General features: G+C 39.8%; 17 protein-coding genes and 1 pseudogene. 11 read left to right on the top strand and 7 right to left on the bottom strand.

What is annotated here, in order from left to right:
* The first annotated feature begins 421 nt into the window (after nucleotides 1–421).
* Both mutS and ACUN24_RS19035 read left to right on the top strand, forming a co-directional pair.
* Nucleotides 422–3,033, top strand: a pseudogene (mutS, locus tag ACUN24_RS19040) (DNA mismatch repair protein MutS).
* Between the two features lie 77 nt (nucleotides 3,034–3,110).
* Nucleotides 3,111–3,779, top strand: a complete 669-nt coding sequence (locus ACUN24_RS19035) for a C40 family peptidase (RefSeq protein WP_445563938.1) — start codon at nucleotides 3,111–3,113, stop codon at nucleotides 3,777–3,779.
* A gap of 65 nt (nucleotides 3,780–3,844) precedes the next feature.
* On the opposite strand, the gene ACUN24_RS19030 is transcribed toward ACUN24_RS19035, so the two are convergent.
* Nucleotides 3,845–5,032 carry a DUF1624 domain-containing protein gene (locus ACUN24_RS19030; RefSeq protein WP_445563937.1) on the bottom strand — a complete coding sequence of 396 codons (1,188 nt, stop codon included), beginning with the start codon at nucleotides 5,030–5,032 and terminating at the stop codon, nucleotides 3,845–3,847.
* Between the two features lie 286 nt (nucleotides 5,033–5,318).
* Between ACUN24_RS19030 and ACUN24_RS19025 the strand changes: the two genes are divergently transcribed.
* From ACUN24_RS19025 to ACUN24_RS19015, 3 genes are all read left to right on the top strand, one after another.
* Nucleotides 5,319–6,743 carry a glycoside hydrolase family 125 protein gene (locus ACUN24_RS19025; RefSeq protein ID WP_445563936.1) on the top strand — a complete coding sequence of 475 codons (1,425 nt, stop codon included), beginning with the start codon at nucleotides 5,319–5,321 and terminating at the stop codon, nucleotides 6,741–6,743.
* 223 nt (nucleotides 6,744–6,966) lie between these two features.
* A complete protein-coding gene (locus ACUN24_RS19020) occupies nucleotides 6,967–8,157 on the top strand; it encodes a GAF domain-containing sensor histidine kinase (RefSeq protein ID WP_445563935.1) in 1,191 nt (396 codons plus the stop codon).
* Nucleotides 8,154–8,348: a hypothetical protein gene (locus ACUN24_RS19015; protein ID WP_445563934.1), complete on the top strand. Its 195-nt coding sequence runs from the start codon at nucleotides 8,154–8,156 to the stop codon at nucleotides 8,346–8,348. Before ACUN24_RS19020 ends, ACUN24_RS19015 begins: the two co-directional genes overlap by 4 nt.
* Nucleotides 8,349–8,626: 278 nt before the next feature.
* On the opposite strand, the gene ACUN24_RS19010 is transcribed toward ACUN24_RS19015, so the two are convergent.
* Both ACUN24_RS19010 and ACUN24_RS19005 read right to left on the bottom strand, forming a co-directional pair.
* On the bottom strand, nucleotides 8,627–8,980 hold the full coding sequence (locus tag ACUN24_RS19010) for a nuclear transport factor 2 family protein (protein ID WP_445563933.1): 354 nt from the start codon (nucleotides 8,978–8,980) through the stop codon (nucleotides 8,627–8,629).
* A gap of 159 nt (nucleotides 8,981–9,139) precedes the next feature.
* Complete coding sequence (locus ACUN24_RS19005; RefSeq protein WP_445563932.1) at nucleotides 9,140–11,332, bottom strand: glycosyl hydrolase family 95 catalytic domain-containing protein; 2,193 nt, start codon at nucleotides 11,330–11,332, stop codon at nucleotides 9,140–9,142.
* Nucleotides 11,333–12,148: 816 nt separating this feature from the next.
* Here ACUN24_RS19005 and ACUN24_RS19000 point away from each other — a divergent pair.
* On the top strand, nucleotides 12,149–14,296 hold the full coding sequence (locus ACUN24_RS19000; protein WP_445563931.1) for a GH92 family glycosyl hydrolase: 2,148 nt from the start codon (nucleotides 12,149–12,151) through the stop codon (nucleotides 14,294–14,296).
* A 132-nt stretch (nucleotides 14,297–14,428) separates the two neighbouring features.
* Here ACUN24_RS19000 and ACUN24_RS18995 read toward each other — a convergent pair whose 3' ends face one another.
* The 3 genes from ACUN24_RS18995 to ACUN24_RS18985 form a co-directional block, all read right to left on the bottom strand.
* Nucleotides 14,429–14,797 carry a DUF2442 domain-containing protein gene (locus tag ACUN24_RS18995; protein ID WP_445563930.1) on the bottom strand — a complete coding sequence of 123 codons (369 nt, stop codon included), beginning with the start codon at nucleotides 14,795–14,797 and terminating at the stop codon, nucleotides 14,429–14,431.
* Nucleotides 14,778–15,062, bottom strand: coding sequence for a DUF4160 domain-containing protein (locus ACUN24_RS18990; protein ID WP_445563929.1), 285 nt, complete (start codon nucleotides 15,060–15,062; stop codon nucleotides 14,778–14,780). The genes ACUN24_RS18995 and ACUN24_RS18990 overlap by 20 nt, the downstream gene beginning before the upstream one ends.
* A gap of 731 nt (nucleotides 15,063–15,793) precedes the next feature.
* Nucleotides 15,794–16,537: a YoaK family protein gene (locus ACUN24_RS18985; protein WP_445563928.1), complete on the bottom strand. Its 744-nt coding sequence runs from the start codon at nucleotides 16,535–16,537 to the stop codon at nucleotides 15,794–15,796.
* A gap of 346 nt (nucleotides 16,538–16,883) precedes the next feature.
* Here ACUN24_RS18985 and ACUN24_RS18980 point away from each other — a divergent pair, with 346 nt between their 5' ends.
* Nucleotides 16,884–18,755 carry a hypothetical protein gene (locus ACUN24_RS18980; protein WP_445563927.1) on the top strand — a complete coding sequence of 624 codons (1,872 nt, stop codon included), beginning with the start codon at nucleotides 16,884–16,886 and terminating at the stop codon, nucleotides 18,753–18,755.
* Nucleotides 18,756–18,764: 9 nt separating this feature from the next.
* Here the strand turns inward: ACUN24_RS18980 and ACUN24_RS18975 are convergent, their stop codons facing one another.
* Nucleotides 18,765–19,355: an RNA polymerase sigma factor gene (locus tag ACUN24_RS18975; protein WP_445563926.1), complete on the bottom strand. Its 591-nt coding sequence runs from the start codon at nucleotides 19,353–19,355 to the stop codon at nucleotides 18,765–18,767.
* 153 nt (nucleotides 19,356–19,508) lie between these two features.
* Here ACUN24_RS18975 and ACUN24_RS18970 point away from each other — a divergent pair, with 153 nt between their 5' ends.
* The 4 genes from ACUN24_RS18970 to ACUN24_RS18955 all read left to right on the top strand — a co-directional run bounded on the left by ACUN24_RS18970 (nucleotide 19,509) and on the right by ACUN24_RS18955 (nucleotide 26,939).
* Nucleotides 19,509–20,690, top strand: a complete 1,182-nt coding sequence (locus tag ACUN24_RS18970) for a FecR family protein (RefSeq protein WP_445563925.1) — start codon at nucleotides 19,509–19,511, stop codon at nucleotides 20,688–20,690.
* A 126-nt stretch (nucleotides 20,691–20,816) separates the two neighbouring features.
* The gene (locus ACUN24_RS18965; protein WP_445563924.1) at nucleotides 20,817–24,431 is read left to right on the top strand and encodes a SusC/RagA family TonB-linked outer membrane protein; all 3,615 of its coding nucleotides are present in this window, start codon (nucleotides 20,817–20,819) and stop codon (nucleotides 24,429–24,431) included.
* Nucleotides 24,432–24,448: 17 nt separating this feature from the next.
* Nucleotides 24,449–25,969, top strand: a complete 1,521-nt coding sequence (locus tag ACUN24_RS18960) for a RagB/SusD family nutrient uptake outer membrane protein (RefSeq protein WP_445563923.1) — start codon at nucleotides 24,449–24,451, stop codon at nucleotides 25,967–25,969.
* Between the two features lie 22 nt (nucleotides 25,970–25,991).
* Nucleotides 25,992–26,939 carry a hypothetical protein gene (locus ACUN24_RS18955; protein WP_445563922.1) on the top strand — a complete coding sequence of 316 codons (948 nt, stop codon included), beginning with the start codon at nucleotides 25,992–25,994 and terminating at the stop codon, nucleotides 26,937–26,939.
* Nucleotides 26,940–26,963: the final 24 nt, after the last annotated feature.

Here is a 26,963-nt window from a genome sequence, read left to right as displayed (position 1 = left end):
TGTATAACCCGAAATGCGCAGAACCTTTCATTTCCAAATCATGGTTAACTGTAAATTGGTCAATTGTTGATGGAAGTAAAATAATATACAACTGGGTTATAACAGACCATTGTACCTAAACCTGGTAGGAGCGAACACGAGTGTAACGAAGTAAAGCGGATAACAGGACTGTATAACCCGAAATGCACAGAACCCTTCATTTCCAAATCATGGTTAAACGTAAATTGGTCAATTGTTGATGAAGTAAATAATATACAACTGGGTTATAACATTTATAAATTGGTTAACTGTGAAATCCTACGATTAACCGATTTAAACAGTTAACCGGTTAAAAAACCAATTTTTTTTTAACTTTTCAACAAAACAGTTGTAAAATACTTATTCGTGTTATCTTTATGGCTTTTGTAAATTAATTTCAGTTTTGGCTAAAGACACGAATAAAGAAACCCCGTTAATGCAGCAATACAACGCAATTAAAGCGAAGTATCCGGGTGCACTTTTACTATTTAGGGTTGGCGATTTTTATGAAACCTTTGGCGAAGATGCCATTAAAACGGCACAGATTTTAGGCATTGTACTCACCAGAAGGGGTACAGGGCCAATGGCGGTGCATTGGAGCTGGCTGGTTTTCCGCATCACTCGTTAGATAATTACCTTTCTAAACTGGTTAGGGCTGGTCAGCGTGTAGCGATATGCGATCAACTCGAGGATCCTAAAACGACAAAAACCATTGTTAAACGTGGTGTAACCGAGTTGGTTACCCCTGGTGTAGCTTATGGCGATAATATTGTAAACCAAAAATCGAATAATTTCCTTGCCTGCGTTTTCTTTGATAAAACACAGCTGGGCGTTTCATTTTTAGATATTTCAACAGGCGAATTTCTAATTGCACAAGGTAACAGCGATTATATTGATAAACTCTTACAAGGCTTTAAACCAACAGAGGTTATTTTTCAGAAATCTAAAAGACAGGTTTTTACCGAAAACTTCGGCGACCGTTTTTACACTTTTGGTTTAGATGAATGGCCTTTTACCACCGATTTCGGGAACGAAACCCTGATGAAACACTTTGAAGTTTCATCGTTAAAAGGTTTTGGAGTAGAACGTTTACAGAGTGGAATTGTAGCAGCTGGTGTGATTTTACACTACCTGGGCGAAACTGAACACCGTAATCTGCAACATATCAGTTCGATTGGCCGTATTGAGGAAGACCGTTACATGTGGTTAGACCGTTTCACCATTCGTAACCTGGAATTGGTGAATTCACCTAATGATAATGCGGTAACCTTGTTCGACATTCTGGATCATACCTGTACGCCAATGGGTGCCCGTTTGTTGCAGAAATGGATCATTATGCCATTAAAAGAATTGAAACCAATCCAGGAACGACTGGGGATGGTGGAGTATTTTGTAAAACATGAGGAACTACAAGGCGAATTTCTAAATAACATTAAACAGATTGGCGATTTAGAACGACTCATTTCTAAAGTAGGCCTGCAACGTGTAGGGCCAAGGGAACTGGTTGCCTTAAAACGTGCGCTTTATCATATTGAGGCGGTTAAAAAACTGGCCGCTGATTCTAAAAATCCTTTCCTGATTAAAATAGCAGATCAGTTAAATCCATGTTTGGCCATCCGCGAGAGGATTGAAAGGGAATTACAGCCCGAGCCACCTGCATTGCTGATTAAAGGAAATGTAATTGCGGATGGAATTGACGAAGATTTAGACCGCTTACGTAAAATTGCCTTTGGTGGTAAAGATTACCTGGTGCAGATCCAGAAACGCGAAGCAGAGGCAACAGGTATTCCATCCTTAAAAATTGCTTTTAATAATGTTTTTGGTTACTATTTAGAAGTTACCCATACCCATAAGGATAAAGTACCAGAAGGCTGGATCCGTAAACAAACACTGGTAAATGCAGAGCGCTACATTACGCCTGAACTTAAAGAATATGAAGATCAGATTTTAGGTGCGGAAGAAAAGATCCAGGCTATTGAAATCCGTTTATATAACGAACTGATGTACGAAACAGCCAGTTACATTAAACCGATCCAACTTGATTCATTTTTAATTGCACAGCTCGATTGTTTATTGTGTTTCGCACAGCTGGCTGTTAAAAACCACTATAACAAACCCAAAGTTACCGAGAATAAGGTGCTTGACATTAAAGGCGGGCGCCACCCGGTAATTGAAAAACAACTGCCGGTGGGGCAAGAATACATTACGAATGATGTATACCTTGATACTGAGAGTCAGCAGATTATTATGATTACTGGTCCCAACATGGCGGGTAAGTCGGCCATTTTAAGGCAAACCGCGCTGATTGTACTGATGGCGCAAATGGGTTCCTTCGTTCCTGCCAAGGATGCAGAAGTGGGTATTGTAGATAAGATTTTTACCCGTGTAGGGGCATCTGACAATATCTCTTCAGGAGAAAGTACATTCATGGTCGAAATGAATGAAACGGCCAGTATCCTGAACAATATTTCGGATGATAGTTTAATCTTACTTGATGAGATTGGCCGTGGAACGAGCACCTATGATGGCATTTCAATTGCCTGGGCTATTGCCGAGTTTTTGCATCAGCACCCAACAGCGCGACCAAAAACCTTATTCGCTACACACTACCATGAGCTAAACGAACTGGCCAATACCATGCCGCGCATTAAAAACTTTAATGTATCGGTAAAAGAAATGACCAATAAGGTGATCTTTTTGAGGAAACTGATTCCTGGTGGCAGTGAACATAGTTTTGGGATACATGTAGCAAAAATGGCCGGCATGCCAACAAAACTAATCGGTCGGGCCAATGAGATCCTGAAGAAACTGGAAATAGACCGTACAGAAGGACAAAGCATCAAAGACAGCATTAAAAAAGTACAGAACCAGGCTTACCAGTTGCAGATGTTCGCGATTGATGATCCTGTTTTGGTGAAAATCCGCGATACACTCAATAATTTGGATGTAAACGCGTTAACACCTGTCGAGGCGCTGTTAAAATTAGACGAAATACAGCGGTTAATAAAGAATTAACCACAGATAAAAAGGATGAACACAGATGTTAGTATTGTAAACATCTATATGAATGTGCGATCAAAAGAATTAAAATTATGATAAAAACTAAATATTCCTTTTTTTTAATTTTAGTTCTCTCAATCATCATAACTTCTTGCGGAACAAGAAAATATACGGTTAAAAGTGATACAAAAGCTTCGAAAGCTGCTGATGCTATGGCAAATTTACAAAGCAAACAGCTCTATCGTTTCATCACCGATTGGACAGGGGTGAGGTACCGGTTTGGCGGATTGGATAAAGGCGGGATTGATTGTTCTGGATTTGCATTTTTACTGGAAAAAGAAATTTACGGGGTTACGCTTCCGCGTATTTCGCGTGAGCAGGCCAATGTGGTAAAGCGTAAAAACATTGATAATTTAAAGGAAGGAGATCTGGTGTTTTTCTCTTTTGGCGGCAATGATGTAGATCATGTTGGGGTTTACCTCAATAATGGTTTTTTTGTGCACGCCAGCACTACCAGAGGAATAGTTGTTGATGATTTAACATTACCGGCTTATCAACGTGTATTGGTTAAATCGGGATCGGTAAATTCGTTTTTGTTCGGGGGAGGCGTCATTTCGACTGAAGTGCAACGGAATGGAGAAATCTTTAATATGGGGTTATTCATTCCCAATCCGATAGCTATTTGGTTGATAGGGAATCGTAAAGCTACTTGCATTAAGATTCCCGCCTGCGCGGGAATGACGACCAACTGTTCAGAATGACAATCTGTTATTAAAACAAACTTTATTATCTGAGGTGAAATCTCCTTTATGATAGACGCTCTTTGTTAAACATACCTTAACCACCACTTTTTGTGGTTTTCTTTGTACCGTTTAAACCATCTACAGGGTAAATACAAGGTTGCTACTACACAAAACCATATTAAATACACTATTGGCAAATCAAAACCAAATGTAGCCGGCCTAAACCAGAACGGAATTTGTACAATCTCCTTACTTGTGTACCCTGTGGCAAAAAATACAATTACAAGTAGGATATGCAACATATAAAAGTGCAGTACATAATAAAAGAAAGGCACCGCGCCATACACCGAAGTTATCCTGGTAAACCAGTTATTCAGGTTTTCGGTGAAAGCCAAAAATAACATAGCCGGACCTAAAGTCATGGCGGTATACTGTAACGATGGTGGATATTTGCTTACATTAAAAAAGGCAAGCAAATTCTTAAAAAAGTCGTGATATTCTTTTCGCGGAGTAGGATCGCCATATATATTGATCAACCTCAGGGAGATAAATACGAAGATCGTGAGCAAACCCACAATTAATAAATTGCGCTGTCTGCGCTCGGCAGCGTAGCCTTTTTTATACCATGCACCAACTCCATAACCCACAAACATCACACCTGTCCAGGGCAGGATGGCATAAAATACACCAACAAGATGAGTACTGGAAACCGGCAAAATAGTTCCCGACGCTGTGAAAAATATTTTTAAGATCAAGCCACCATTTGAGTCTGCTGGAGCAGGGAATAAATTGAAAAGATTATGTCCAAAAACCAATATCAGGCCAGCTATGAGCACAGTTTTATAAGAAATACGACTGGTCAATCCGAGGATTATCATACTGGTGCCAATAGCCCAGATCACCTGAAGAATAATAAAATTATATGATGGATTAAAGGTTAACCCGAATGTGATCACAATAATTTCTATCAGGATTAACCATAAACCCCGTTTTAATAAAAATGAACTTGCCTGAGCTGGTGTTTTGTTTTGGGCTGACAGATATGCCGATAATCCAGACAAAAAAACAAAGGTTGGTGCACAGAAATGGGTAATCCAACGGGTAAAAAATAACAATCCCGTAGTGGTTTCAGGATTTAGTGGATCGCCTGTCATGGCACTGATATGAAAGAAATCTCTCGTATGATCCAGCGCCATAATGATCATCACTAACCCACGTAATATATCGATGGATAAAATTCGCTTTGATAGGGGCACGTGATCAGCATTCATAAAAATAGGTTTGGATGTTTAAATATAAGCATTCAGAATTATTTTTACAGATATACTTGATTACCTTAGGACATCAGAATGTGAACTGAATCTATTTCCATATACTGTATAAGAAAATCGATTTAGGAATGGTTTAATTGATCATCATGATTTTGATGTTCGAAAAATTATCATAATATTTGTTAAGGACTAACCGAATAATATGTTATCATTACCATTTATATGATTGATAATAGAATGCGTTCCGTTCCATAAAAATTAAACCAAAATATCATAATACATCATAATGAAAAGAAGAACATTTATACAAAACACAGGCTTGTTAGGGGCAGGAGTTGTTGCATCGAAATTTTCTTTTGCTGCCGATCTTGCACCAGAATTTCCTGTGGTACGTGTAGCTGCCGCGAAACGACATTTTCAAAGTAAAGCTGTAGATGCCGCCATTAAAACTTTCCAGGCAAATGTTAAAAACCCTGAATTGGCCTGGCTGTTCGAAAACTGTTTCCCAAATACCTTAGATACGACGGTTTATCATTCAGAAAAAAACGGCAGACCAGATACTTATGTAATTACTGGAGATATTGATGCCATGTGGCTACGAGATAGTTCTGCTCAGGTTTGGCCTTACCTTCAATTTGTAAATGAAGACGAGCCGCTAAAAAAACTGATTGCCGGTGTAATTATCCACCAAACCAAATGCATTTTAAAAGATCCTTATGCGAATGCTTTTTATGGCGATGTCAACAAAGTAGGCGAGTGGAAAACTGATGAAACCGCTATGCAACCGGGTGTACACGAACGCAAGTGGGAAATCGACTCTCTGTGTTACCCTATCCGTTTGGCTTACCACTACTGGAAAAAAACAGGTGATAAAACACCATTCGATGCCGACTGGAAAAAAGGAATTGAAGCCACTTTAAAAACTTTTAAAGAGCAACAGCGCAAAACAGATAAAGGCCCATACCATTTCCAAAGAGAAACTACAAAACCTACAGATTCGTTACCAATGGCGGGTTATGGTTTTCCGGTAAATCCGGTTGGCTTAATCTGTTCAGCCTTCCGTCCGAGTGATGATGCCACCATTTTTCCTTTCCTTGTTCCTTCTAATTTCTTTGCCGTATCAAGCTTAAAGCAGGCAGCAGAAATGATTAAGGCCCTAAACAGCGATAAAACATTAGAAAGTAACTTGTTAAATCTTGCCGATGAGGTAAATGCTGCGCTTCAAAAACATGCTGTTGTAAATCACCCGAAATATGGCAAAATTTACGCCTTTGAGATAGATGGTTTTGGGAGTTCGTATTTAATGGATGATTCGAACGTACCAAGTTTATTGGGTTTACCTTATCTGGGTGCTATGAAAATTGAAGATCCGATTTATCAAAATACAAGAAAATTTGCGCTTTCAAAAGATAATCCTTACTTCTTTAAAGGTACAGCTGGAGAAGGCATTGGTGGTCCGCATGTTGGTCAGGACATGATCTGGCCGATGAGCATTACCATGCGTGCCTTAACTTCGAAAGATGATGCAGAGATTAAATATTGTATAGATACTTTGCGTAAAACGCACGCTGGCAAAGGTTTCATGCACGAAGCTTTTAATAAAGACAATCCTGCAAACTTTACCAGGGCCTGGTTTGCCTGGTCTAACACCTTATTTGGTGAACTGCTTTGGAAAACTTATCATGAGAAACCAGCTTTATTAAAAGCTTAATATAGCCGACCGTATTGATTGGTGTTATTGACTGGTTTTTATATTCTGTTCAATTCTAATCAATACGGTTTTGTTTTATCTTTAAAATTTGATGTTAATTCGCGACTTTCTACGCAAATTAGGAATAAAGCAATCAATCTATGTAAAAGCTGTGTTAAAACACCGGTTACTGTTTTTTGCATCACGTAAATATTTGTAAATTGCTTGAAAATTATAGCCTTTAGTGTTGCAAAATTCTAGTAAAACCATCCTTAACGATATCGAATCTATAAGTAAGATTCCTGCAGTTGCACATATTTTAGAAATTGTTTGTAGAACCACAGGAATGGGCTTTTCGGCAGTGGCCAGGGTAACATCAGATACATGGACTATTTGTGCTGTTCGTGATGAAATAAATTTCGGGTTAGCTGTGGGAGGCGAACTTAAACTGGAAACAACCATCTGTAACGAGATCAGGCAGCATCAACAGGCAGTTATCATTGACCATGTGGCAGAAGATCCAGATTTTGCACATCACCATACGCCGTTAATGTATGGTTTTCAGAGTTACATTTCAGTACCCATCAAGTTAAAAAATGGTATGTTTTTCGGTACACTTTGTGCCATTGATCCTAAACCTGCTAAACTAAAAAATCCAACGGTTACAGGTATGTTTACCATGTTTGCCGACTTAATTGCCTTTCATTTAGACGCACTGGAAGAACTTGCGAAAACAGAGAGAGAATTAAAAAAAGAACAAGAGATAGCTGTTTTAAGAGATCAGTTTATTGCCATTTTGGGTCACGATTTACGAAATCCACTAAATGCAATTTCAAACAGTGCGCAGCTTTTATCGCGTTTGAATGTAGATGAACGCAGTGGCCGTATCACTAAAATTATAAAAGATTCTTCTTTTAGGATGAATGGTTTGATTGAGAACATGCTCGATTTTGCCAGCGGAAGATTAGGCGAGGGCATTACCATTACTAAAACACCAGATGAAGATTTAGAAAAGTTGCTGCTCCAGGTGGTCGAAGAGTTACAGGCCATTTGGCCATCAAGAGCTATTAAGGTAAACTTTAATTTTGATCATCCTGTTCATGCGGACGGGAAACGTATTGCGCAGCTTTTTTCTAATTTGCTGGCTAACGCTTTAAATTATTCACCATCAGATTCTGCCGTAGAAATTACCGCATTTAGCAATACCGAAGAGTTTAATCTTTGCGTAGCGAATAAGGGCAAACAAATACCAGCAGCTGCTATGGAGCGCCTATTTCAGCCTTTTTCGAGAGGTGAGGTAGAACCCAATCAGAAAGGCCTGGGTTTAGGCCTTTACATTGCCTCAGAAATTGCCAGCGCACATGATGGTACCCTTGATGTATCTTCTACGCCTGAACAAACCTGTTTTACTTTGCGCTTACCTTCACAAAAATGATCGCTGTTAACGATAGTTTGCCAACATCAACACTTTTAGAAATTAAGGTAGGAGAGGTTATAACGGATGGAAAGGGCCAATCTGGCGCCGTTAAAAGCATTGAAATCAGTGAAACGGATGAGTTTTTAATGTTTCTTTTTCAATTGGAAGATAACCACATTATTGTTAAGAAGCTTAAGCAGGTTTGCTAATGGTTGTTGCAACCGGTCATTTTGGTCGATAGTTATTAGATGAAACGTAATAGAACATAAAAATCTATTGGTATTTAAAACCACTAAAGATCCTGAAGCTCAGTTATCAATGACAGATTTAAAAAATCGCCGTCATTTCGACTGAAGCGCAGCGAAATGGAGAAATCCTTGAACTATGTAAAAAGATTTCTCCACTGCGGTCGAAATGACGATACGGTCATATTGATTTTATAAAATAAATTATCCCTCAGAATGACAGTTACATACATAAATAAATCTTATAAAATTGGCCTCGGATCGAATATTACCTGGAACGATTTAATCTTCTCGTCTTCCAGTTTGTACCAGCCGCTTGAAAAGATTGTTTTTTCACCCATGTTAATATCATACCAAAGGCAAACTTCTTCCTGATCTACAAATACCTTTTTAACATTGTATTTGAATTTCATTTTCTTCATGTCTTCGATATAAATATCAGCGCCACTTCTTTCGCCCATCACACCTTTAAAAGTCATATCATCCTGCAGTTGTGCTCTGGCCATTTCAAAGTTTTCGGCATTTAAGGCATTGATAAAATCAAGCACCACAGCTTTGGCATTATGTTCGGTTATTATCTTATTGGATGTACTCATGGCATTTCTTTTATGATAAAACGGAAATTTGCAAAGGAATGTTTTAAAGGGAATGATTGAATGAGTGGGTTTTGAATGATAGAATGGGCTAATTTATATCCAACATGTGATTCAATCATTCTCTAATTCAATCCTATAAATCATCACCCGATCTCCGCGCTATCCTTCAAAACGATACACTTTCCCAACCTGCGTTTTAAAACTGTATTTAAAGTCCTTTCCTAATGTTTGCTCATCAATGCCCTTAACTTTATGTTTTAACGCATTGGGAGACCTCACAATACAATCTTCACCCGATAAGGATTTGATTGATAGTTTCACAACTTTACCATCCTTCCATTGCAAATCGGTAATTTCGAAATTACCACGTGCCCTTAATCCCTGTATACTTCCTGCTGCCCATTGATCAGGTAAAGCTGGTAAAAACTGTAATTCGCCAGTTTGGCTTTGCAGCAACATTTCCGAAATACCTGCAGTATAGCCAAAGTTTCCGTCAATTTGAAAGGGTGGATGTGCGCAGAACAGATTGGTATAAATGCCACCGCCTTTGTTATAATCGGTACCTGAGCCTCCAACAGGCGTGATAAAGTTTTGTAAGATTTTATAAGCATGGTTTCCATCCTGTAAACGTGCCCAAAAATTCATTTTCCAGGCCATCGACCAGCCGGTTGATTCATCCCCCCGGGCAGTTAAGGTTACCCGCGCTGCTTTTGCCAGTTCTGGCGTTTTAATGGTACTGATTTCCCTTCCCGGGTGCAGTCCAAAAAGATGGGAGATATGTCTGTGCTGATCTTTTGGATCATCACGATCAGTTTCCCATTCCTGCAGCTGACCCCATTTTCCGATTTTAGGTTTTAATAAATGTGCTTTTAAATCAGCAATATGTTTTTTGTAATCAGCATCAATACCTAAAACTTCCGCAGCTTCAATATAGTTGGTAAACAGATCAAACACAATTTGCTGATCGTGTGTTACGCCGTCTTCCGTTGGGCCATGTTCCGGCGACCAGCCCAATGGCGAAACCAAAGTGCCGTCAGGTCTTCTTTTTAAATGATCATCCCAAAACTCAGCGATTTCTTTTATAATCGGGTAAGCAAAATTTTGTAAATAATTTTTGTCTTTTGTAAAAGCGTAGTGTTCCCACAGTGCCTGTGCATACCAGGCACTTCCAGGGGTGTTCCATAGAAAACTCATGCCACCAAAAATATTGTTCTCTGTTTTTACCGTCCAGCCTCTGGTATTGGGATATTGCTTGCGGGTGGCTATAGCACTCACTTCTCTCATGCTGTTAATATAATCCAGGTACGGAATCTGGCACTCAGATAGATTGGTCGGCTCAGCCAGCCAATAATTCATCTGGATGTTAATGTTCGAGTGGTAATCGCTGCCCCATGGTGGGTTATTACTTTCGTTCCAAAGCCCTTGCAAATTAGCCGGTAAACCACCTGGTCTTGATGAACTGATTAACAGATACCGGCCGTATTGGAAAATTAAAGCTTCGAGTGCAGGGTCGGCTACCTTTTTATAATTGATCAGCCGCTGATAGGTAGGCAGCTTTTGGGCATCGGCATTACTGTTTCCAAGGTTTATGATAAGGCGGTTATATAAATGGCCGTAATCCTGGAGATGTGTTTTTAAAAGCTTATTGTAACTTTTAGCTTTAACCGCATTTAAAACCCGCTCAATTTTAGGCGCGGGTTCTTCGCCTTTCCAGTTTTGCTCTCGTTTGTTGATGTAATTGGTAGCTGCAGTAAAAATCAGGGTAATCGCATCTGCATCTATTATTTTTAATTTTTCGCTGTCACCATTTTTAACCGCTTCAAGTTTTCCGTTTTCTACTTTAACTACAGCAGTAGCCTGGTAAGTCATGCCGTTTGGTAGTTTACCTCTGATTTGAATGGTATTTCCGCTGGCTGTTATAGTACCATCATGTGCATCCTTTAGGCTAATGATGGCCGAATAAGCTTTTTTCTGGTTAGCGGTGAAACGCAGCACCATCACTTTATCCGGAAAGCTGCAGAAATACTCACGTTTAAATTGGGTGCCGTTTTGTGTGTAATTAATGGCATGTACTGCATGATCGATATTCAGTTTACGGCTGTAATTGGTAAATGGCTGGTTTTTATTATTGAAATCGATAAACAGATCGCCAAAGGCCTGATAAGTGCCCCGGTCATTTTCATCACCTGTCCACAAAGTGTTATCGTTAAACTGAATGTGTTCCTGATCAACACCGCCAAAAATCATCCCGCCAATGCGGCCGTTGCCAATGGGATAGGCCTCTGTCATCCATTTCTGTGCTGGTTTATTGTCCCACATAGTAAAAGCAGCAGTTTCTTTGTTTTGGGCCAAGAGCCTGTTAGTGAAGCAGAGGAGTAGTAAGCACGATAACACGGTGCAAACCATATATTGCCTGTAATTTAAAAGCATGTTGGTTATTTGATTAGTGTGTAAATCAAAGATATATAAAATAGAATAGGAGGCACGGAAAGCCAGGAAATAAAGCATCCGGATATTTGGCAAATTATTCAACTATTTAAGCATTCGATTTGCTATAATATCTCCAGATCTTAACATTTTGGGTTTGAATTTTCTTCATAAAGCTGAAATCATTGATAGTCGATTTTTAAAACATTTGAAAGACTGCAAGAAGTCTTATTTGCGAGTAACCATCAGGTCAAGTGGCCTGAAAAAAATAGGAATGACGTCCTATATGCGCTTTCTAAATTATTAGGTTTAAGATTTTACATCCTGTAAAACTCAAGAGAGCTAAGATGTTTATGGTGGTCGTAAAAATTAAAGACTATGCTGTTTAATTAACCACCTTAAATAGTAAGAATATCTAGTACATTAAATAATCCTTTAGGCTTTCACACCATAAGAAATATAAGAACACGTAAGCTTATATGGTCTTAAATGTCTTATATGGTCAAAAAAATAATACTGAATATCATTGACTACATAAACGTCATTGCGAGGTAAGGGGCAATCCTAAAGCGATTGCAAGTAGCGACCGTTATAAGATTGCTTTGTCATGCCTCCTCGCATCCGATAGCTATCTGATGACGAATTTCCGATAGAATATGTGAATGGTAACTATTCTGATATTTTGTGGATAGGACTGATAGATTTTATATATTTGATAGAATACTAAAACGTTTTATGTAAATGAAATTGCTAACCAAATCCTTAACCATCCTCCTAATGGTAGTTGTTGTGAGCCTGCAAAAATCTCATGCCCAAACCAAACTAACCCAATACGTAAACACTTTTATTGGCACGGCGCCTTTAACCGATCCGAAAATTTTAGGCTATGAACTACCAGAGGGCTGGCGATCGTGGGCAGGTTTAACTTTTCCGGGTAGCTCGTTGCCTAATGCAATGGTACAATTAAGTCCGGTTACGGAATTTGGCTCTGGCGCCGGCTACGAGTACGAAGACGATACCATTTATGGTTTTGCGCACACCAATAAAGGGCACTGGAACCTGTGTAACATCCCTATATTACCACTTTCCAATCCAGGGGATAAGTTTGAATCAAAGTTTTTGCACAAAAATGAAAGTGCTGCGCCGGGTTATTACCAGGTTTATTTGGATGATTATAAGGTAAACGTCAGGCTTACTTCAACATTAAGAGCCGGATTTCATCAGTATGAATATAAAAACAATCACGATCGGCAGATACTATTTCTGCTTGGAAAAGCCAATAGTGGTGTTTCTACCTGGAATATCGAGCAGGTTGGCTCTTCGGCTGTACAGGGCTTTCAGGGTGGTGAGAATGTTTATTTTTATGCGACTATAAACGGCAAAATAGATAAACTTGATCAAACAGATGTTGGCAAACGCTCAGGTTATGCCATTATTCACTTAGCTGATGGAAGTACAGGACCAGTAGAACTTAAGATCGGCTTATCGTTTGTGAGTATAGCCAATGCTAAGGAAAATCTGGCAAAAGAAATCGGCAATAAAACATTTATGCAGATCCGCCGTGAGGCTACAGAAAAATGGGAGGCGCTTTTATCAAACATTCAGGTTAAGGGTGGAACTGAGAAACAAAAACAAATGCTGTATTCTTGCTTGTACCGGTCTTTTTTATGGCCAGCTTTAAGGAGTGATGTTAATGGTGAATTCAGAGATGCAAAACGTAATGTGATAAAAGGAAATTTCAATTATTATACTGAACCATCGCTTTGGGATACCTACCGCAATAAAGATGTGCTTTTAGGCTTGGTTACGCCTAAAGTAACACTGGATGTGATTAAGTCCATGAAAGACGTTGGCGATAAAACGGGTTTTATTCCGACTTTTTTTCATGGCGACCATGGTGCCTCTTCTATTGCGGGAGCGTATTTGAGGGGAATAGATGATTTCGATATCAAAGGGACCTACCAGATTTTGTTGCGTAATGCCAATGTGGATGGTGGTGCCCGCCCGTTCGTGAAAGAATATATCGAGAAAGGGTATATTTCAGACCCTGATGTTAAAAATCCACATGTAGAAACCAAAGCCAAGGCAGGGGTTTCTAAAACGCTGGAATATGCCTATGATGATTATTCGCTGGCCCAAATCGCTAAAAAATTAGGCGATAGCAGCAATTATCATGTCCTGATGAGCCGGTCTAAAAATTATAAAAATGTGTTCGATCCGGCTACGCGGTTTATGAGGGGTAGATTAGAGAATGGCGATTGGATTAAACCTTTTAATCCGCAATATCCTTATTACGAGTATATGTACAGAGAAGCCAATGCCTGGCAGGTTTCGTTTTATGCTCCCCATGATATGAAAGGTTTAATTGAGTTATATGGTGGTGCAAAAGGCTTCGAATCCAAACTGGATTCCTTATTTACTGTACCCTGGAATCCGAAATATATTGCCCGTAATGTTGAAACCATGATTGGTCAGTACTGCCAGGGCAACCAGCCGGATCATGAAGCTCCTTTTGCTTATACCTTTATTGGCAAGCCAGAAAAATCACAAAAAATTATTGATAAAATACTAAATGAACTATATGGCATAGGAAGCGATGGTTTGGCGCTTTCGGGAATGGATGATGCCGGCGAAATGTCTGCCTGGTATGTGTTTTCTTCGTTGGGATTATATCCATTCTCTGCAACCGATCCAACTTACATCGTTACCGCACCACTTTTTGACGAGGTAAAATGGAAAACCAGTAGTGGTAAAGTATTAACCATCAGCAAGCCTGGCAAGGGAAGGGGCATTACAGAGATTAAAGTAGATGGAAAAATAAACCAGGGCTATTTTATTTCTCACGATTTGTTTAAAAATGGGGGTAAAGTAGAGATCGTTACTCAATAAGCTTATTTTTAAATAACGGTTTATTTATTTAAAAAAGAATATTCACTCACAAAGCGGTTTCATAAATAAGAAGCCGCTTTTTTTAACTAAATTAAAAGATTGTAAGAAAATAATAACTTAATAGTAAACCAATTATACAAATGCAAGTTCTTGATTGTCTTTTGATTGTAGTCTATTCAGTGCTTCATTTATTGCTACTTCCTTGATCAGACCTTTTAATGAAATGTCTTCATCTATCAAACTCCAGCGGAGGCCAATACCATTACCTCTTATTTCAACCGTTTCTAATTCTTTCTTATTTGCATTTTTTATTCTGGGAAAATGCTTTAAAGCAACTTTAATTACCGCACTATTTGTCAAAAGCAAAACAATAAGGTTTAGTTCTTTGCTAATGATAAATTGTTGAATGCGAATTCCTTTTTCAAAAATCAACTTATCAAACGGATCTGAAGACTTTTTATTTACAATACTTTCTGTATTTTTATTTTTTGAAGTGTTCATTCCAGCTTTTAATTATTTCATCACTATGTTCTTTTACTAATCTCATAATTTCTTTACGTTCACGAGGCTTGAAACCGTATGCATATTGTTCTAAAATTGGATTCATCCAAATCTTAGCCTCTGCATCACCTTTTTCTACATGTATGTGTATGGGCTCATTATTTTCATTACTGTAAAAAAAGAATCTGTATCCGAAGATTTCAAAGACTGTAGGCATATACAAAAATATGGTTATTTTAGTTCTTAACCAAGCAAGCCATTCCATGGTAAGCGCTAATTTACCGAAAGATTTGATATAAAAACGGTGTTTATTCAATTACAATTATTGTGAAATCACATTGGGCGCTCATCTGTTTCAATAGTTGATCATGCTTTGGCTTGATGATTTATTTTTTATCATATAAATCTTCGCTGTTGCATTCAAAAACTGGTAAAATAATTTGTATGCTTGAAGTAAATAGGCATTGATAAAGAATTATTTACAATAATTTCCTATTTTAGTGTAAATATATTGACTGAATATCAGTTTGTTAACTCCAAATATTGTTAATTGCATGGAAAGATATACTGTAACACAAAGAAGCAGATACCCCCTTGTTTTTACTGAGATAGCTGGCATCTCGATATTTTCTGCTTATTGGCTGTGTAAACAGTATGGCTGGGATTGGATTATGGGCATTGCTATTTTCCTGACTTGTATTGTCGCTATTGGGATGCTGTTTTTTCGGTTCAGAATTTTCCGTTACATTTTTTCGATTGTGTTTTCATTAGCCTGGGGGTTTTTGGCTTTTACATTCGCTTCCAGTGCAAGCAAGTCTAACTTGAGCCATTGGATAGCCCTTATCTTAGTATTCATTATAAGCCTTTTTATCCATCGTAGCTATTTTTATGTCGAAACCAACAGTAAAAGGATAGACTTTAGAACTTAATTTAAAAATACACTCATGATTTTAAGAATTAGCAGGGCAAGGGTATTAATCAATTCATAAAATATTTTTATTTTGACGTTGAATCGCTAAACTTCCTTTTTAGATGGTAATAACGAAATAACAGGCGGTCATACCATAGGGCAACCAGCAGCATTACAACAGGAAGTAATAGTATTTTTAGCTGAAAATGCTGATATCCCAGTCCACCCAGCATTCCGCCTAAAAAGAATCCGCTTATGATCATGGTTTTAAGGAAAATGCTCATGCGTATTGATTTATGCACAGCGTTTTCTTTGTAAAACAATAATTGAGAAAGTTCTATACCTAAATCTGTGAAGAGTCCCGTCAGGTGAGTGGTTCTCACAACGGATTGAGAAACCTTGGTCACCAATGCATTTTGCAGTCCCATCGAAAATAATAAGGCCGAAGCGATAACAGATGGATACGTCTGATACCACGTAGGAGCTAAAAAGCAGGTCAAACTTATGGAAAGCATGATGCCGATTTCCACAGAGATGGGGATAATATAAGAATTGTGGGATCTGTATTTTGATGCCCATTCCATAATCAGCCCTGATACAAAGGCACCGGATAAAAAAAACAGTATATAATAAAGATAGGTAAAAGCCATATTATAGTTCTCCAGGAAAAGCTGTTCAGAGAAAAACGCAAAATGTCCGGTTACATTCGTTGTTAAGGTATGTACAGACAAAACCCCGGAGATATTCACAATCCCCGCCACAGTAGATAAGATCGAGGCTAGTTTTAGATTATGGGAATAGGTACGGCCTTTCCCTTTGTGTCTGAACATCTGTAGATTCTTTACCCGCTAATTTACAAAATTCAATTGCAATCCCATTTAATAATGGTCTCCGTTTATATTTTGTATGCAAAGAATGATCACCATGCGCAGCCTAATAAAGCCATCCACCAGTTTTTTGAATATTTTTTTTATGATACATCAGAAGGATTTAAGGTTCAGGATTTTGTTATTTATATGTCTCAACTTATGTATTTATCATTCTCTCGATATTTTATACGTCAGTTCAAATTGTTGATTTCTGTTATTCAACGACAATTCGTACCATATTAATCATCGAAATGTCATTGTGGCCGGGGATTTGCAGGGTGGTAGCTAAATAAATAACCCTCATAATATGATCAAAAATGTCCTGTTTACGCTTCTAACCATCTCCCTCACATCAACAATTTTCATTTCCTGTACAAAGTCAGTTGACGAAAAGCTGGAAGACCTCAAGAAAGAAAAGCTTGCTTTTGAAAAGAAAGTAGCGGCAATTAAAAACGACAGTCTTAGACAACAAGCCAAAAAATTTGGAGGAATGCTTTTCTGGCTCCAGGAGATTGACCTTGAGAACGAACGTCCGCCAAAGGATACGGTATATGATGAAAATCCATTCGTGATTCTCAACGATTATGGTTCTACAAGCGATTTGGCGAATAATTACTTAGATGGCATCATAGTAGAAAAGGACGAATCTCGTGGCGATAAGGTTGAACTCAAACTTCATTATCCCTACGCGCTTCCATTTGCCCAAAAGGCATCCTGGAAAAGTGTGAAATTTAACGACAATTCCAGCACAGACATTATTGAGGATGAAAATGACTCCCTCATCAACAGACAAGTGGTAAGAACCAATTGGAATAACGAGGAAGGATTCGACATCCTTTATCCTGATGAAAAATCCTATTCAGCAAAACCAGCTTTCCTAAACGGCTCTGTCGAAGCACAAGTCCCTAAAGCCATCTTAAAGTTTACTTTCGCCAGCAATGAAACAGGTGACACCAAAGAACAGAATGGCATTAAAGTGAAACTAGCAAAAGTTAAAGGGCATGCGGTAAGTATAGAGGTTGAAAATCCTAATAAAACAGACCCTGCCGTGGATACCGAGAAAATGGACTTAGTAACCATATTGGCAACTGACAAAACGAAAAAGTTTTTGCACCAAAGTGGATCTTCGAGCGGTTCAGGCGAAATGTTTGATTTTTACAAAAAACTTTTAAATGAGGTTGTAGAAAATCCTGAAAAGGTAACGAATTTAGAAAAGGATCTGGACAAAGAGCAACATAAGTATGATGAAAAGCATAAAAATATGTCATACTATTCCGCTTACTTTAAAGGCACGGTAGATGATGTGGTGGTTTACGTCATGGATTATTCAAAAGCTACGATTCGGAAAAAGAACTTTTCGTTGCCGGTCTATTCATTTAAGGCAGAGGAAAGAGCTTACAACAGCACCGCACCTTACCAGGAAGTATTTGATATTCCTACTTTTGCCACAGCTTACGACCCTGCAGTGAGCAAGCTTTTAAGTGCTAAAATGGAGTTGTCTGCTGATGAACTCCCTGGTAAAATCAAGATTGATCAAACTTCCATAAGATCTTCCTCATCAACAGGTGATAAAGAAAAATGGCAGGTAAGTTTTGAATATCCGGAGATGATCAGCTCCCTTTTTATTGATAATATGTTCCGATATGATGGGGTTAAAGAGGCCGCCTTTTTCGAGGAGAAGGACGGAAAACAAATAGCTATTCCTAAAGACTCTATCGACTACAATAATGGCGAGTTTAATGGCACCAACCCAATAGTTGACTTTGGCAGTTCCAGCGTAAATTATGATCCTGCCCGTTTGCCTGCCCCAGCGAAATATTTAAAGGGATTGATCCAGGTTAATCTTGCAGACATCACCAGGTCAAGTTATCCGGTTAATAAACTTCCTGCGGGCATCACTGTTTCCGGAAACAAAGTGATGGTAAACGAAGCGATTGTGAAAGACAAGATCTTTGTGTTTGCTAAAAATACAGCTGGAAAGTATCTGAAAAAAATCACCTCCGTGAGTTTTAAAAGAGATAACAATCCGGGACGGGAAATCAATGTAGACTATTATTATGGAAGACCGTATTTAATAGAATGTTATACAAAAAAAGGAGATCACCTGGCTGACTATAAATTTGAAGTGAAACTAACCTATGATGAACATCAAAAAGAGGAAAAAGCAAAATCAAAATAGTCAAAGGGGCTATATGAGCAGGCTGGCCAGTATTATGGCAACTGCAAGTCCTGAATCTTTACTGAAATGCTCCTTTAAGAACTTGCTGGCCTGGAACAAATGACTGTTTATCGTTTTTGGACCAATGCCCATAATCTGCTCTACTTCTTTGTAGGATTTACCTTCCAGTTTGCATAATGTGAATACTTGTCGGCGCTGTGGTGGCATCATTGCCACAGCTGCCCTGAGCAAGTCAGAATTTTCTTTGATCAGCAAATCTTCTTCAATATAGGAATAGAGTTCTGTGCTGGTTTGGATGATGTTGAGCTGCATTTTGGTATCCCGGGCTGCTTTACGGTAATAATCGTACACCATGTGCTCGGCGATACGGAAGAGATAGGCACGAAATGATTTTTCCGGATCAATCTTTTCGCGGTTTTCCCATATTTTCAGGAAAAGATCCTGAAGTAGATCTAAAGTGAGTGCTTCTGATTTGAGTAATTTGAATAAATTAGCGGTGAGTGGCTTTTTGTAGCGTTCATAAAGCTGAGCAAAGGCATTTTTGTCTCCTTTCTTTAATAAAAGGCTGAGATCTCCCTCTGTAAGCTCATTGTTTTTCATTTTAGTTGCCTTTGGTTATCATTTTGATGCCGGAATAGTCATCTTAGAGGATAATGGTTCTTCAATTATAGGGATTAAAAATTAATTATTGATTTTTTTTCATTTCAGACTAAGTACTTTTTCCTTTTCAGACGTATTGGTTAAAAAGAGATCTTGAAAAACTTTAACCATATCACCAAACTTTATCAAAAATACCTAGACAATTCCTGTAACCCGCAGGAGTTGCAGGAATTGTTGCATCATTTTGAGCATGCAGAGCCAGATGCGGAATTAGTTCAAATGATCAGAACTGAACTTCAAAAAGATGACGAACGTTATGTCGCTCTTCCTCAGGTACAGGCCATCCTTTCGAAGTTAGATGAATCGATGCAGGTAAATGTAATCAATCCAATAGCAAAACGCAGATCTTTGTTTACCACCAGCATGCGGTATTGGTCGGCTGCGGCCTTGTTGTTCCTTTCGCTACTGTTGTATTACGGCAATGAGCACTTAAATTTTTTCGGTACTTATACTTCAACCTATAAAAATGATATCCCGGCTGGAGGCGATAAAGCCTACTTAACCCTGGCCGATGGAAAACGAATTGCATTAACAGATTCGATGGTAGGTACGATCAGCCCGGCGCCAGGATTGCGCATCAGCAAGACTGCAAAAGGTCAATTGCGTTATGAACTGGCTAAAGGTGCTTCAGGTAATGGCTACAACACCATTACTACACCTAAAGGTGGCAAATACGAGGTCATCCTTGCCGATGGTACGCATGTTTATTTGAATGCGGCTTCATCACTTCGCTTTCCAACTAGTTTTACTGGTGTTGCTGAACGGCGGGTGACTTTGACCGGTGAAGGCTATTTTGAGGTATCCCATCGTAATGGGCAGCCTTTTTATGTGCAGAGCGGCAAGCAATTGTTGCGTGTATTGGGTACGCATTTTAACCTCAAAGCTTATCCCGATGAGCAGTCGGTAAAAACCACCTTGCTACAGGGGTCAGTTGAAGTTAGCAGTTCCGAAGGCAGCAATGCCGTGTTAAAACCTGGTCAGCAATCTCAGCTCGATCAGGGGAAGCTGAAACTGGAGGAGGTAGATGTTATGGCTGCTACCGACTGGCAGCGTGCTGAAATAAATTTGAAAGCTGAAGACTTTCAGTCGACCATGAGAAAGATTGCCCGCTGGTATGATGTGGAAATCGTTTTTGATGAAACCGCACCTGGTGACCTGACCCTTGGCGGTCTGGTATCACGCGATAAAAGCCTTGTCGCAGTTTTAAAAGTAATAGAATTAACAGGTAAGGTCCATTTTAAAGTGGAAGGGAGGAGGGTAACTGTGATGAGATAACTCTACTTCTATTCGCAGGCCTTAATTGAAAAGGCCAGAAGTGCGCCAACACCTCTGGCTTAATTTATATGGTCTGCCTTTGCCAACAAATTTCTGAATCATATCAACTGAACAAACCACAAACAAATGTATAAATTTTATACCACACGAACCGGTATGCATTCCGGTTGGATACATAAATTTCTGCTGATTATGCGCATAACCACCGTATTATTAATCACTGCCATTATGCAGGTTAGCGCAGCTACCTACGCCCAACGGATTACACTGAACCAAAATAACGTACCCCTCGAACGTGTATTTATAGAGATACGAAAGCAGAGCGGCTACGATTTCGTATTCGATATCAAACTGATGAAGAAGGCAAATCCCGTGAATATTCGCGTGAGCAATGCCTCCATAGACCAAACGCTAAAGCTCTGTTTTGCTGACCAGCCTTTTGAATATACCCTGAATGAAAAGACCATCATTGTGAAGGAAAAAGAAAGATCTGCAATAGACAAGATCGCCGCTTTTTTCAATACCATAACAGTGACAGGTCAGGTAACCGACACTTACGGGAATGTCCTGCCCGGTGTTACGGTGCGGGTGAAGGGTACGGATAAGGCCACCAGCACCAACCGGGTCGGAAGCTTTATCCTGCCCAACGTGGATGAAGATGCAACACTTGTTTTCAGTTATCTTACCAAGGAAACCCTTGAGTTGAAATTGAACGGAAAAACCAACGTCAATGTCGTGATGAAAGAGAAGACTGTGGAGTTGCAGGAGGTGGTAGTCAATACCGGGTACCAGATCCTACAGAAAAACACCATGACCGGAGCAGCAAGTTCAATAAATGCAAAAAATTTGTACCTGAACGGTTTTACCACTATAGAACAGGCCCTTCAAGGCAAGCTACCTGGTGTAGTTGTTACCAATACGAGCGGACTGATCGGAGCACGTCAGAAAACCAGGGTTCGCGGTACTTCTACACTTTTGGGCACGCAGGAGCCGGTATGGGTAGTTGATGGCGTGATACAAGAAGACCCGCTACCCTTCAAAGCCGATGCGTTGAATAGCGCCGGTACAATTACCAAGGACAATTTCGATTACATCCGCGACTTTGTTGGAAATTCGATTTCCTGGTTAAACCCGAGCGATATTGAAGACATTACAGTACTAAAAGATGCTGCTGCAACGGCTATTTATGGCGTACGTGCGGCAAATGGAGTAATCGTAATCACGACCAAGAAAGGACAAAATGCGCCAGCTACCATCAGCTATTCATTTGGCTTAAATGTAGCTGATCGCGTAGATTATAAAACCCTAGAACTTATGAATTCCAGTCAAAGGGTCGATGTTTCAAGAGAAATCTTCAACCGTGGACTCACAGGGGCTTATGTGAACTCTGAAATAGGTTATGCCGGTGCACTGTCACAATACTTGGGCAAAAGTATTAGTTATGAAGAGTTTAATTCCAGGGTGCATGCTATGGAAACCCAGAACACCGATTGGTTCGATCTTTTGTTTAGGAAACCACTAAGCACCAATCATGCCTTAAGTGTATCTGGTGGCAATACAGATACAAGGTATTATGGCTCCTTTGGCTATAATGCTACTAATGGAACTGCAATAGGAAATGATGGCAAAGGATACACTGGTAATATGAGTGTGAGCTTCAAAGTCGGTCCTAAATTAAGTATCTCGGCAAGGCTTTCAGGATCTCAAAAGACCACGAATGGTTTTTACCTGGTGAATCCTTATGGATATGCTTCAACTGCGAGTAGGGTAATTCCTGCCTATAATCAGGATGGAAGTCCGTTCTTTTATGAAAACCCAAAAAGTGGCTATTTGTACAATATGATTAATGAGCGCGACCAAACGGGTTTGATCACCAAGGTACTTAGTGCAAACACGAGTATTGATGCCAATTACGATATCCTGAAAGGACTGAAGTTCCAAACGCTTTTCAGTTACAATACAAGCAGTACTACGGGTACCTCGTACGCTACTGACCGAACGGAATACATCACCCGGAATTTCAGGTTTTTCGAATATGGAACGGCGAAGCCAAATTCTGCTGCTTACCTGAACGCTAAATTGCCTCTGGGTGGAGAATATAATGAAGACAACAATAGGAATGAGAACTGGAGCTGGAGGAATAGTATCTCGTACAATACTTTACTAAATAGTAAGCATGCCATTTCTGCGATGTTTGGTCAGGACCTGAATAGTACGAGGTATGTGGGTTTCTCTTCTACTAATTATGGTTATATGAAAGGCAGGGGGAACACTTTCGCCCCAATACCCCTGACCTACGGTTCGCAATTTCCTAATCCAAACGTATTGTTCACGGAGAATGAAAGACGCAGCATTATTGATAGGACGACAAATACCATGGGCTTGTACCTTACCGGAAGCTATTCCTACGACAACAAGTATGTGGCTAGTTTCAGCGTTCGTACAGACGCGTCCAACCGGTTCGGTCAATTCAGTAATGAGAGCTTCAATCCGGTTTGGGCTGGGGGGCTCCGCTGGAATATGGCCAGGGAAAAATGGTTTGAAAAAAGTTATTGGATGTCTGATGTCAGTTTCAGGCTTTCTTATGGTTACCAGCGTAACATCCTGACGAGTGTAAGTCCGGAATTGATACTCAAAATACCAAGTGGAAGACAAACAGCGTCTGTAGATGAGTTAACAGGTGAGGAAATTCTGGCCATCAGTTCATTGCCTTATGCAGATCTGAGGTGGGAAAAAAACTCCAGTATCAATGCAGGAGCTGATATGAGCCTTTTTGATGGAAAAATTCAGGCTTCATTTGATTATTACGACAAACGGGGAAAGGATTTGATTTCCTTATTAGACGTACCTGCCGAATATGGAATCCCATCTATGCCGGTAAATGGCGGATCAATGAGAAACAATGGATGGGAGATTTCTACGAGCTTCGTACCTGTCCGCACGAAGAATTTCACTTTTTCTATGTCCTTAAGTTCAGCGAAGAACTATAATAAAGTAACTAAGACGGGTATTCAGAATGTGAGCTGGCAAACCGCTGCCGGAGGCACATTGACGAAAGCGGGATACCCTGTCTCTGCCTTCTGGGTTTTTGATTTTCAGGGAATTAACCAAAGTAACGGCTATCCTATTATTGGTCTGAATGTGGCTGAAGGAACAGATCCATCTGCTGACCCGACTGCATATATGAAGTATATGGGGAAGCTGGATCCAGATTTTACCGGGAGTATGGGACTGAATTTCCGTTACAAAAAGTTGAGTTTGAATACTTCTATATACCTGCAACTTGGGGGTAAGAAATTCCTGTCTCCGGCATATCCGCTTTCTGCTACGCTGCCTACCGAGTATGAGAATCTGTCGGCAGAATTATTGAACAGGTGGGTTCCGGGCAGTACTGGTGCTTTATTACCTGGCTTGCCAGATAGCAGGGTGCCGGTCATCTCATTACCGAGTTCAGATGTAAACAGTTTAGGTAGTTATGTTTCCCTTTACGAAATGTATAATTATAGCAGTGATAGGGTGGTGAGTGCCTCAACGTTGCGTATGAACAATCTTTCAGTTAATTATTCTTTACCAGATCAATTGGCTAAAGCAATAGGTTGCAGAACAATTAACGCCGGTGCAAGTGCTTCCAACATCTTTTCTGTCAATAGTAAAGGTTTTAGAGGACGTGATGCCGAGGTAGCAACTGGTGCGCAGCCACGCACAAGGGCTTATACGCTAAATATTAACGTGAGTTTTTAATCTTAAATCATAGAAACATGATAAAATATACGATATATGGATTGCTTCTTTTGCTCAGCACCCTGACTTTTTCCTCCTGTAAAAAGTTTCTGGAAGAAAGAAGCCCGGATGAAATTAAGCCAGAGACGGTTGCAGATCTGCAATCCCTGATGAATGGAGAAGCTTATCCCTATCAGATTGTAACCGACACCTATGTTGATTTACTGACAGATGATATACAATCGAATGGATTGGGAAGAACCTTTGATGGGAATCCGGATGATGTTTATCTTCCTTACCTGCAGAACGGTACACGCGTATTTAAATGGGATCCCAGGATGTTCGATGGCGACCCCATACTTTCTTTGGGTACTGATTCCTGGAGTATCTACTACACTAAAATCAAAGGTTGTAATACGGTTATTGACAACCTCGTGAAAGTTTCCGGCTCAGCTGAGCAAAAGAACGCGCTGTTAGGGCAGGTACTTTTCTTACGTGCTTACTATTATCTGAAACTGGTAACGTTATATGGACAACCTTATCGTGGTGCAGGCATTGATCCCAATGTGAGCCTCGGCGTTCCTTTGATCTTGAATAGTGTGGTTACTGACAAATACCCCGTACGGAATACGTTGAAAGAAGTATACGGACAGATTGAAAAAGATCTGCTGGAGGCAGCAGGCTTACTGAAAGCCAATTTTACAGAAGCTTCGACTTTTCGTGTCGGACATATCGCTGCTTATAGTCTTTTAACCAGGCTCTATCTTTATATGGGAAGGGCGGAGGATATGGATAAAGTAATTCAGTACGCAAATTTGGTACTGACTGAAAGACCTGTTCTAACGCAAATGAAATCATTTTTTGATGCAGGTGGTTTTTCAGGCGGAAAAATATACGATGTTACGGTAAGTCCGGAGGTAGTATGGGTGTACGGAATTAATCCAAATGCCCCAAATGGTTATTTCCCGGAACAACGGAATGATCGTCCGCCATATACCGTAGCCGGATCTCTTGCTGCACTTTATGAAACCAGTACAGCGAGTGATGACAGGAAAGACCTGAGGTATCTTGGATATTTCAGAATGGGATCAGTCAACAATACGGGTTATCTGATGGGCAACGGGAAAATTGGCGCTATACCTAAATACGGTACTGATGGAATCAGAATTGCTGAAGTCTACCTCAATAGGGCGGAGGCTTATGCGAAGAAATTTCTAAATGGAGATGTTAGTTCGGCAGCGAAAGCAAACGCAGACCTGAATACCTTGCGCGCCAGTAGGTATGATACACGAAATGTCGCCTATGAACCTGTCAACTACACCAACGCAAATGACCTTTTTAAATTCTGCCAGGATGAGCGCCGGCGTGAGCTTTGTTTGGAAAGCGGACACCGCTGGATGGACATCAAAAGGTGGGGACTCAGCATTACCCATCATTTCATTGATGCTGACGGTACTACGACTGACTACACCTTGCGTTCAGGTAGTTTAATTTATGCCCTGCCTATTCCATTTACCGCGACATTGAAAAATGGCAGTCTGGCTCAAAATCCAAGATAATCAAACCAAAACGAAGAGAACCATGAAAAGATATTTGATATATGCCATAAGCCTGCTTTTACTGTCGGTGATTTGGTCTGGCTGCAGTAAAAAGGAGGCTCCATTGTTACCAACAGAAGGAAATGAAGGATATACGCTGCCACAGGGTAATCATGATTATGATACCAGAATTCTGAATTATTATAAGAAGTACGGCACCTATTTTTTATACCAATTTTCAGAAAAGGATGCTTACTGGACCCCGACAGGCTACAAAAATGCGATAAAGCAAGGGCAATATTGGTCAGACGGATTTGAAATGAAGGCCGCTGATCAGACGTTCATTAACCAGCAGCTGGATCTTTTTGAAAGCCAGTGCCTGAATTTTTATTCTGAAAAATTCCTGAAAGCATTTTTGCCTTCGAAGATCTTACTGTGCAGTGAAGTGGATTCTATTTATAATGACTTTGACTTTTCTACTAGTCCGGCTACAGTAGTGAAGGGGCTAAGATCCGTGGCTGCCTGGTATAACTATAACAATTTACTAATAAACTACGGGAATGCTAATGTTTTAACCATCACCCCAGAGGAGAAAAAATTGTATCTGGCTAAGGTGAACTTAAATTTGATCAACAGCATTACGGAAGCGAAAAAAACAGCTCCTACAACTGCATTTTCAGGTTCAGCAAATTACACCATCGCTCCTACAAGTGATGCCGATGCTTACGCGAAAGGAATGTTGACACCCTATTATAATGGACCAACTGCTACTTCAGATTGGTACCTCTATATACAAGCCATGGTTAGCTTTTCCGAAGACAACCTGAACAGGCTGCCTGATAGCTGGGATACATCTTTTACGGGAATACTGAATCCGGCTAAGGATACCAATGGCATAATCAAACGAAGATATGACCTGGTAAGGAATTACTTCAAAGAGAATTATAATGTAGACCTGCAACTCATAGGTAATGCAGCACAAGCAAACTGATACAAAAGATACCAATTAAACAAA

The organism is Pedobacter sp. WC2501 (assembly GCF_052682415.1).
Note: the sequence above shows the minus strand (reverse complement) of the source record. Positions and strands in the feature narration are given on the sequence as shown.

Coding starts and splice junctions, on each gene's coding strand:
- ACUN24_RS19010 (WP_445563933.1), bottom strand. CDS start 8,980: ATGAGTACATCCAATAAGATAATAACCGAACATAATGCCAAAGCTGTG.
- ACUN24_RS18980 (WP_445563927.1), top strand. CDS start 16,884: ATGATCAAAAATGTCCTGTTTACGCTTCTAACCATCTCCCTCACATCA.
- ACUN24_RS18985 (WP_445563928.1), bottom strand. CDS start 16,537: ATGTTCAGACACAAAGGGAAAGGCCGTACCTATTCCCATAATCTAAAA.
- ACUN24_RS18960 (WP_445563923.1), top strand. CDS start 24,449: ATGATAAAATATACGATATATGGATTGCTTCTTTTGCTCAGCACCCTG.
- ACUN24_RS19025 (WP_445563936.1), top strand. CDS start 5,319: ATGAAAAGAAGAACATTTATACAAAACACAGGCTTGTTAGGGGCAGGA.
- ACUN24_RS19015 (WP_445563934.1), top strand. CDS start 8,154: ATGATCGCTGTTAACGATAGTTTGCCAACATCAACACTTTTAGAAATT.
- ACUN24_RS18965 (WP_445563924.1), top strand. CDS start 20,817: ATGTATAAATTTTATACCACACGAACCGGTATGCATTCCGGTTGGATA.
- ACUN24_RS19030 (WP_445563937.1), bottom strand. CDS start 5,032: ATGAATGCTGATCACGTGCCCCTATCAAAGCGAATTTTATCCATCGAT.
- ACUN24_RS19000 (WP_445563931.1), top strand. CDS start 12,149: ATGAAATTGCTAACCAAATCCTTAACCATCCTCCTAATGGTAGTTGTT.
- ACUN24_RS18975 (WP_445563926.1), bottom strand. CDS start 19,355: ATGAAAAACAATGAGCTTACAGAGGGAGATCTCAGCCTTTTATTAAAG.
- ACUN24_RS18995 (WP_445563930.1), bottom strand. CDS start 14,797: ATGAACACTTCAAAAAATAAAAATACAGAAAGTATTGTAAATAAAAAG.
- ACUN24_RS18990 (WP_445563929.1), bottom strand. CDS start 15,062: ATGGAATGGCTTGCTTGGTTAAGAACTAAAATAACCATATTTTTGTAT.
- ACUN24_RS18955 (WP_445563922.1), top strand. CDS start 25,992: ATGAAAAGATATTTGATATATGCCATAAGCCTGCTTTTACTGTCGGTG.
- ACUN24_RS19035 (WP_445563938.1), top strand. CDS start 3,111: ATGATAAAAACTAAATATTCCTTTTTTTTAATTTTAGTTCTCTCAATC.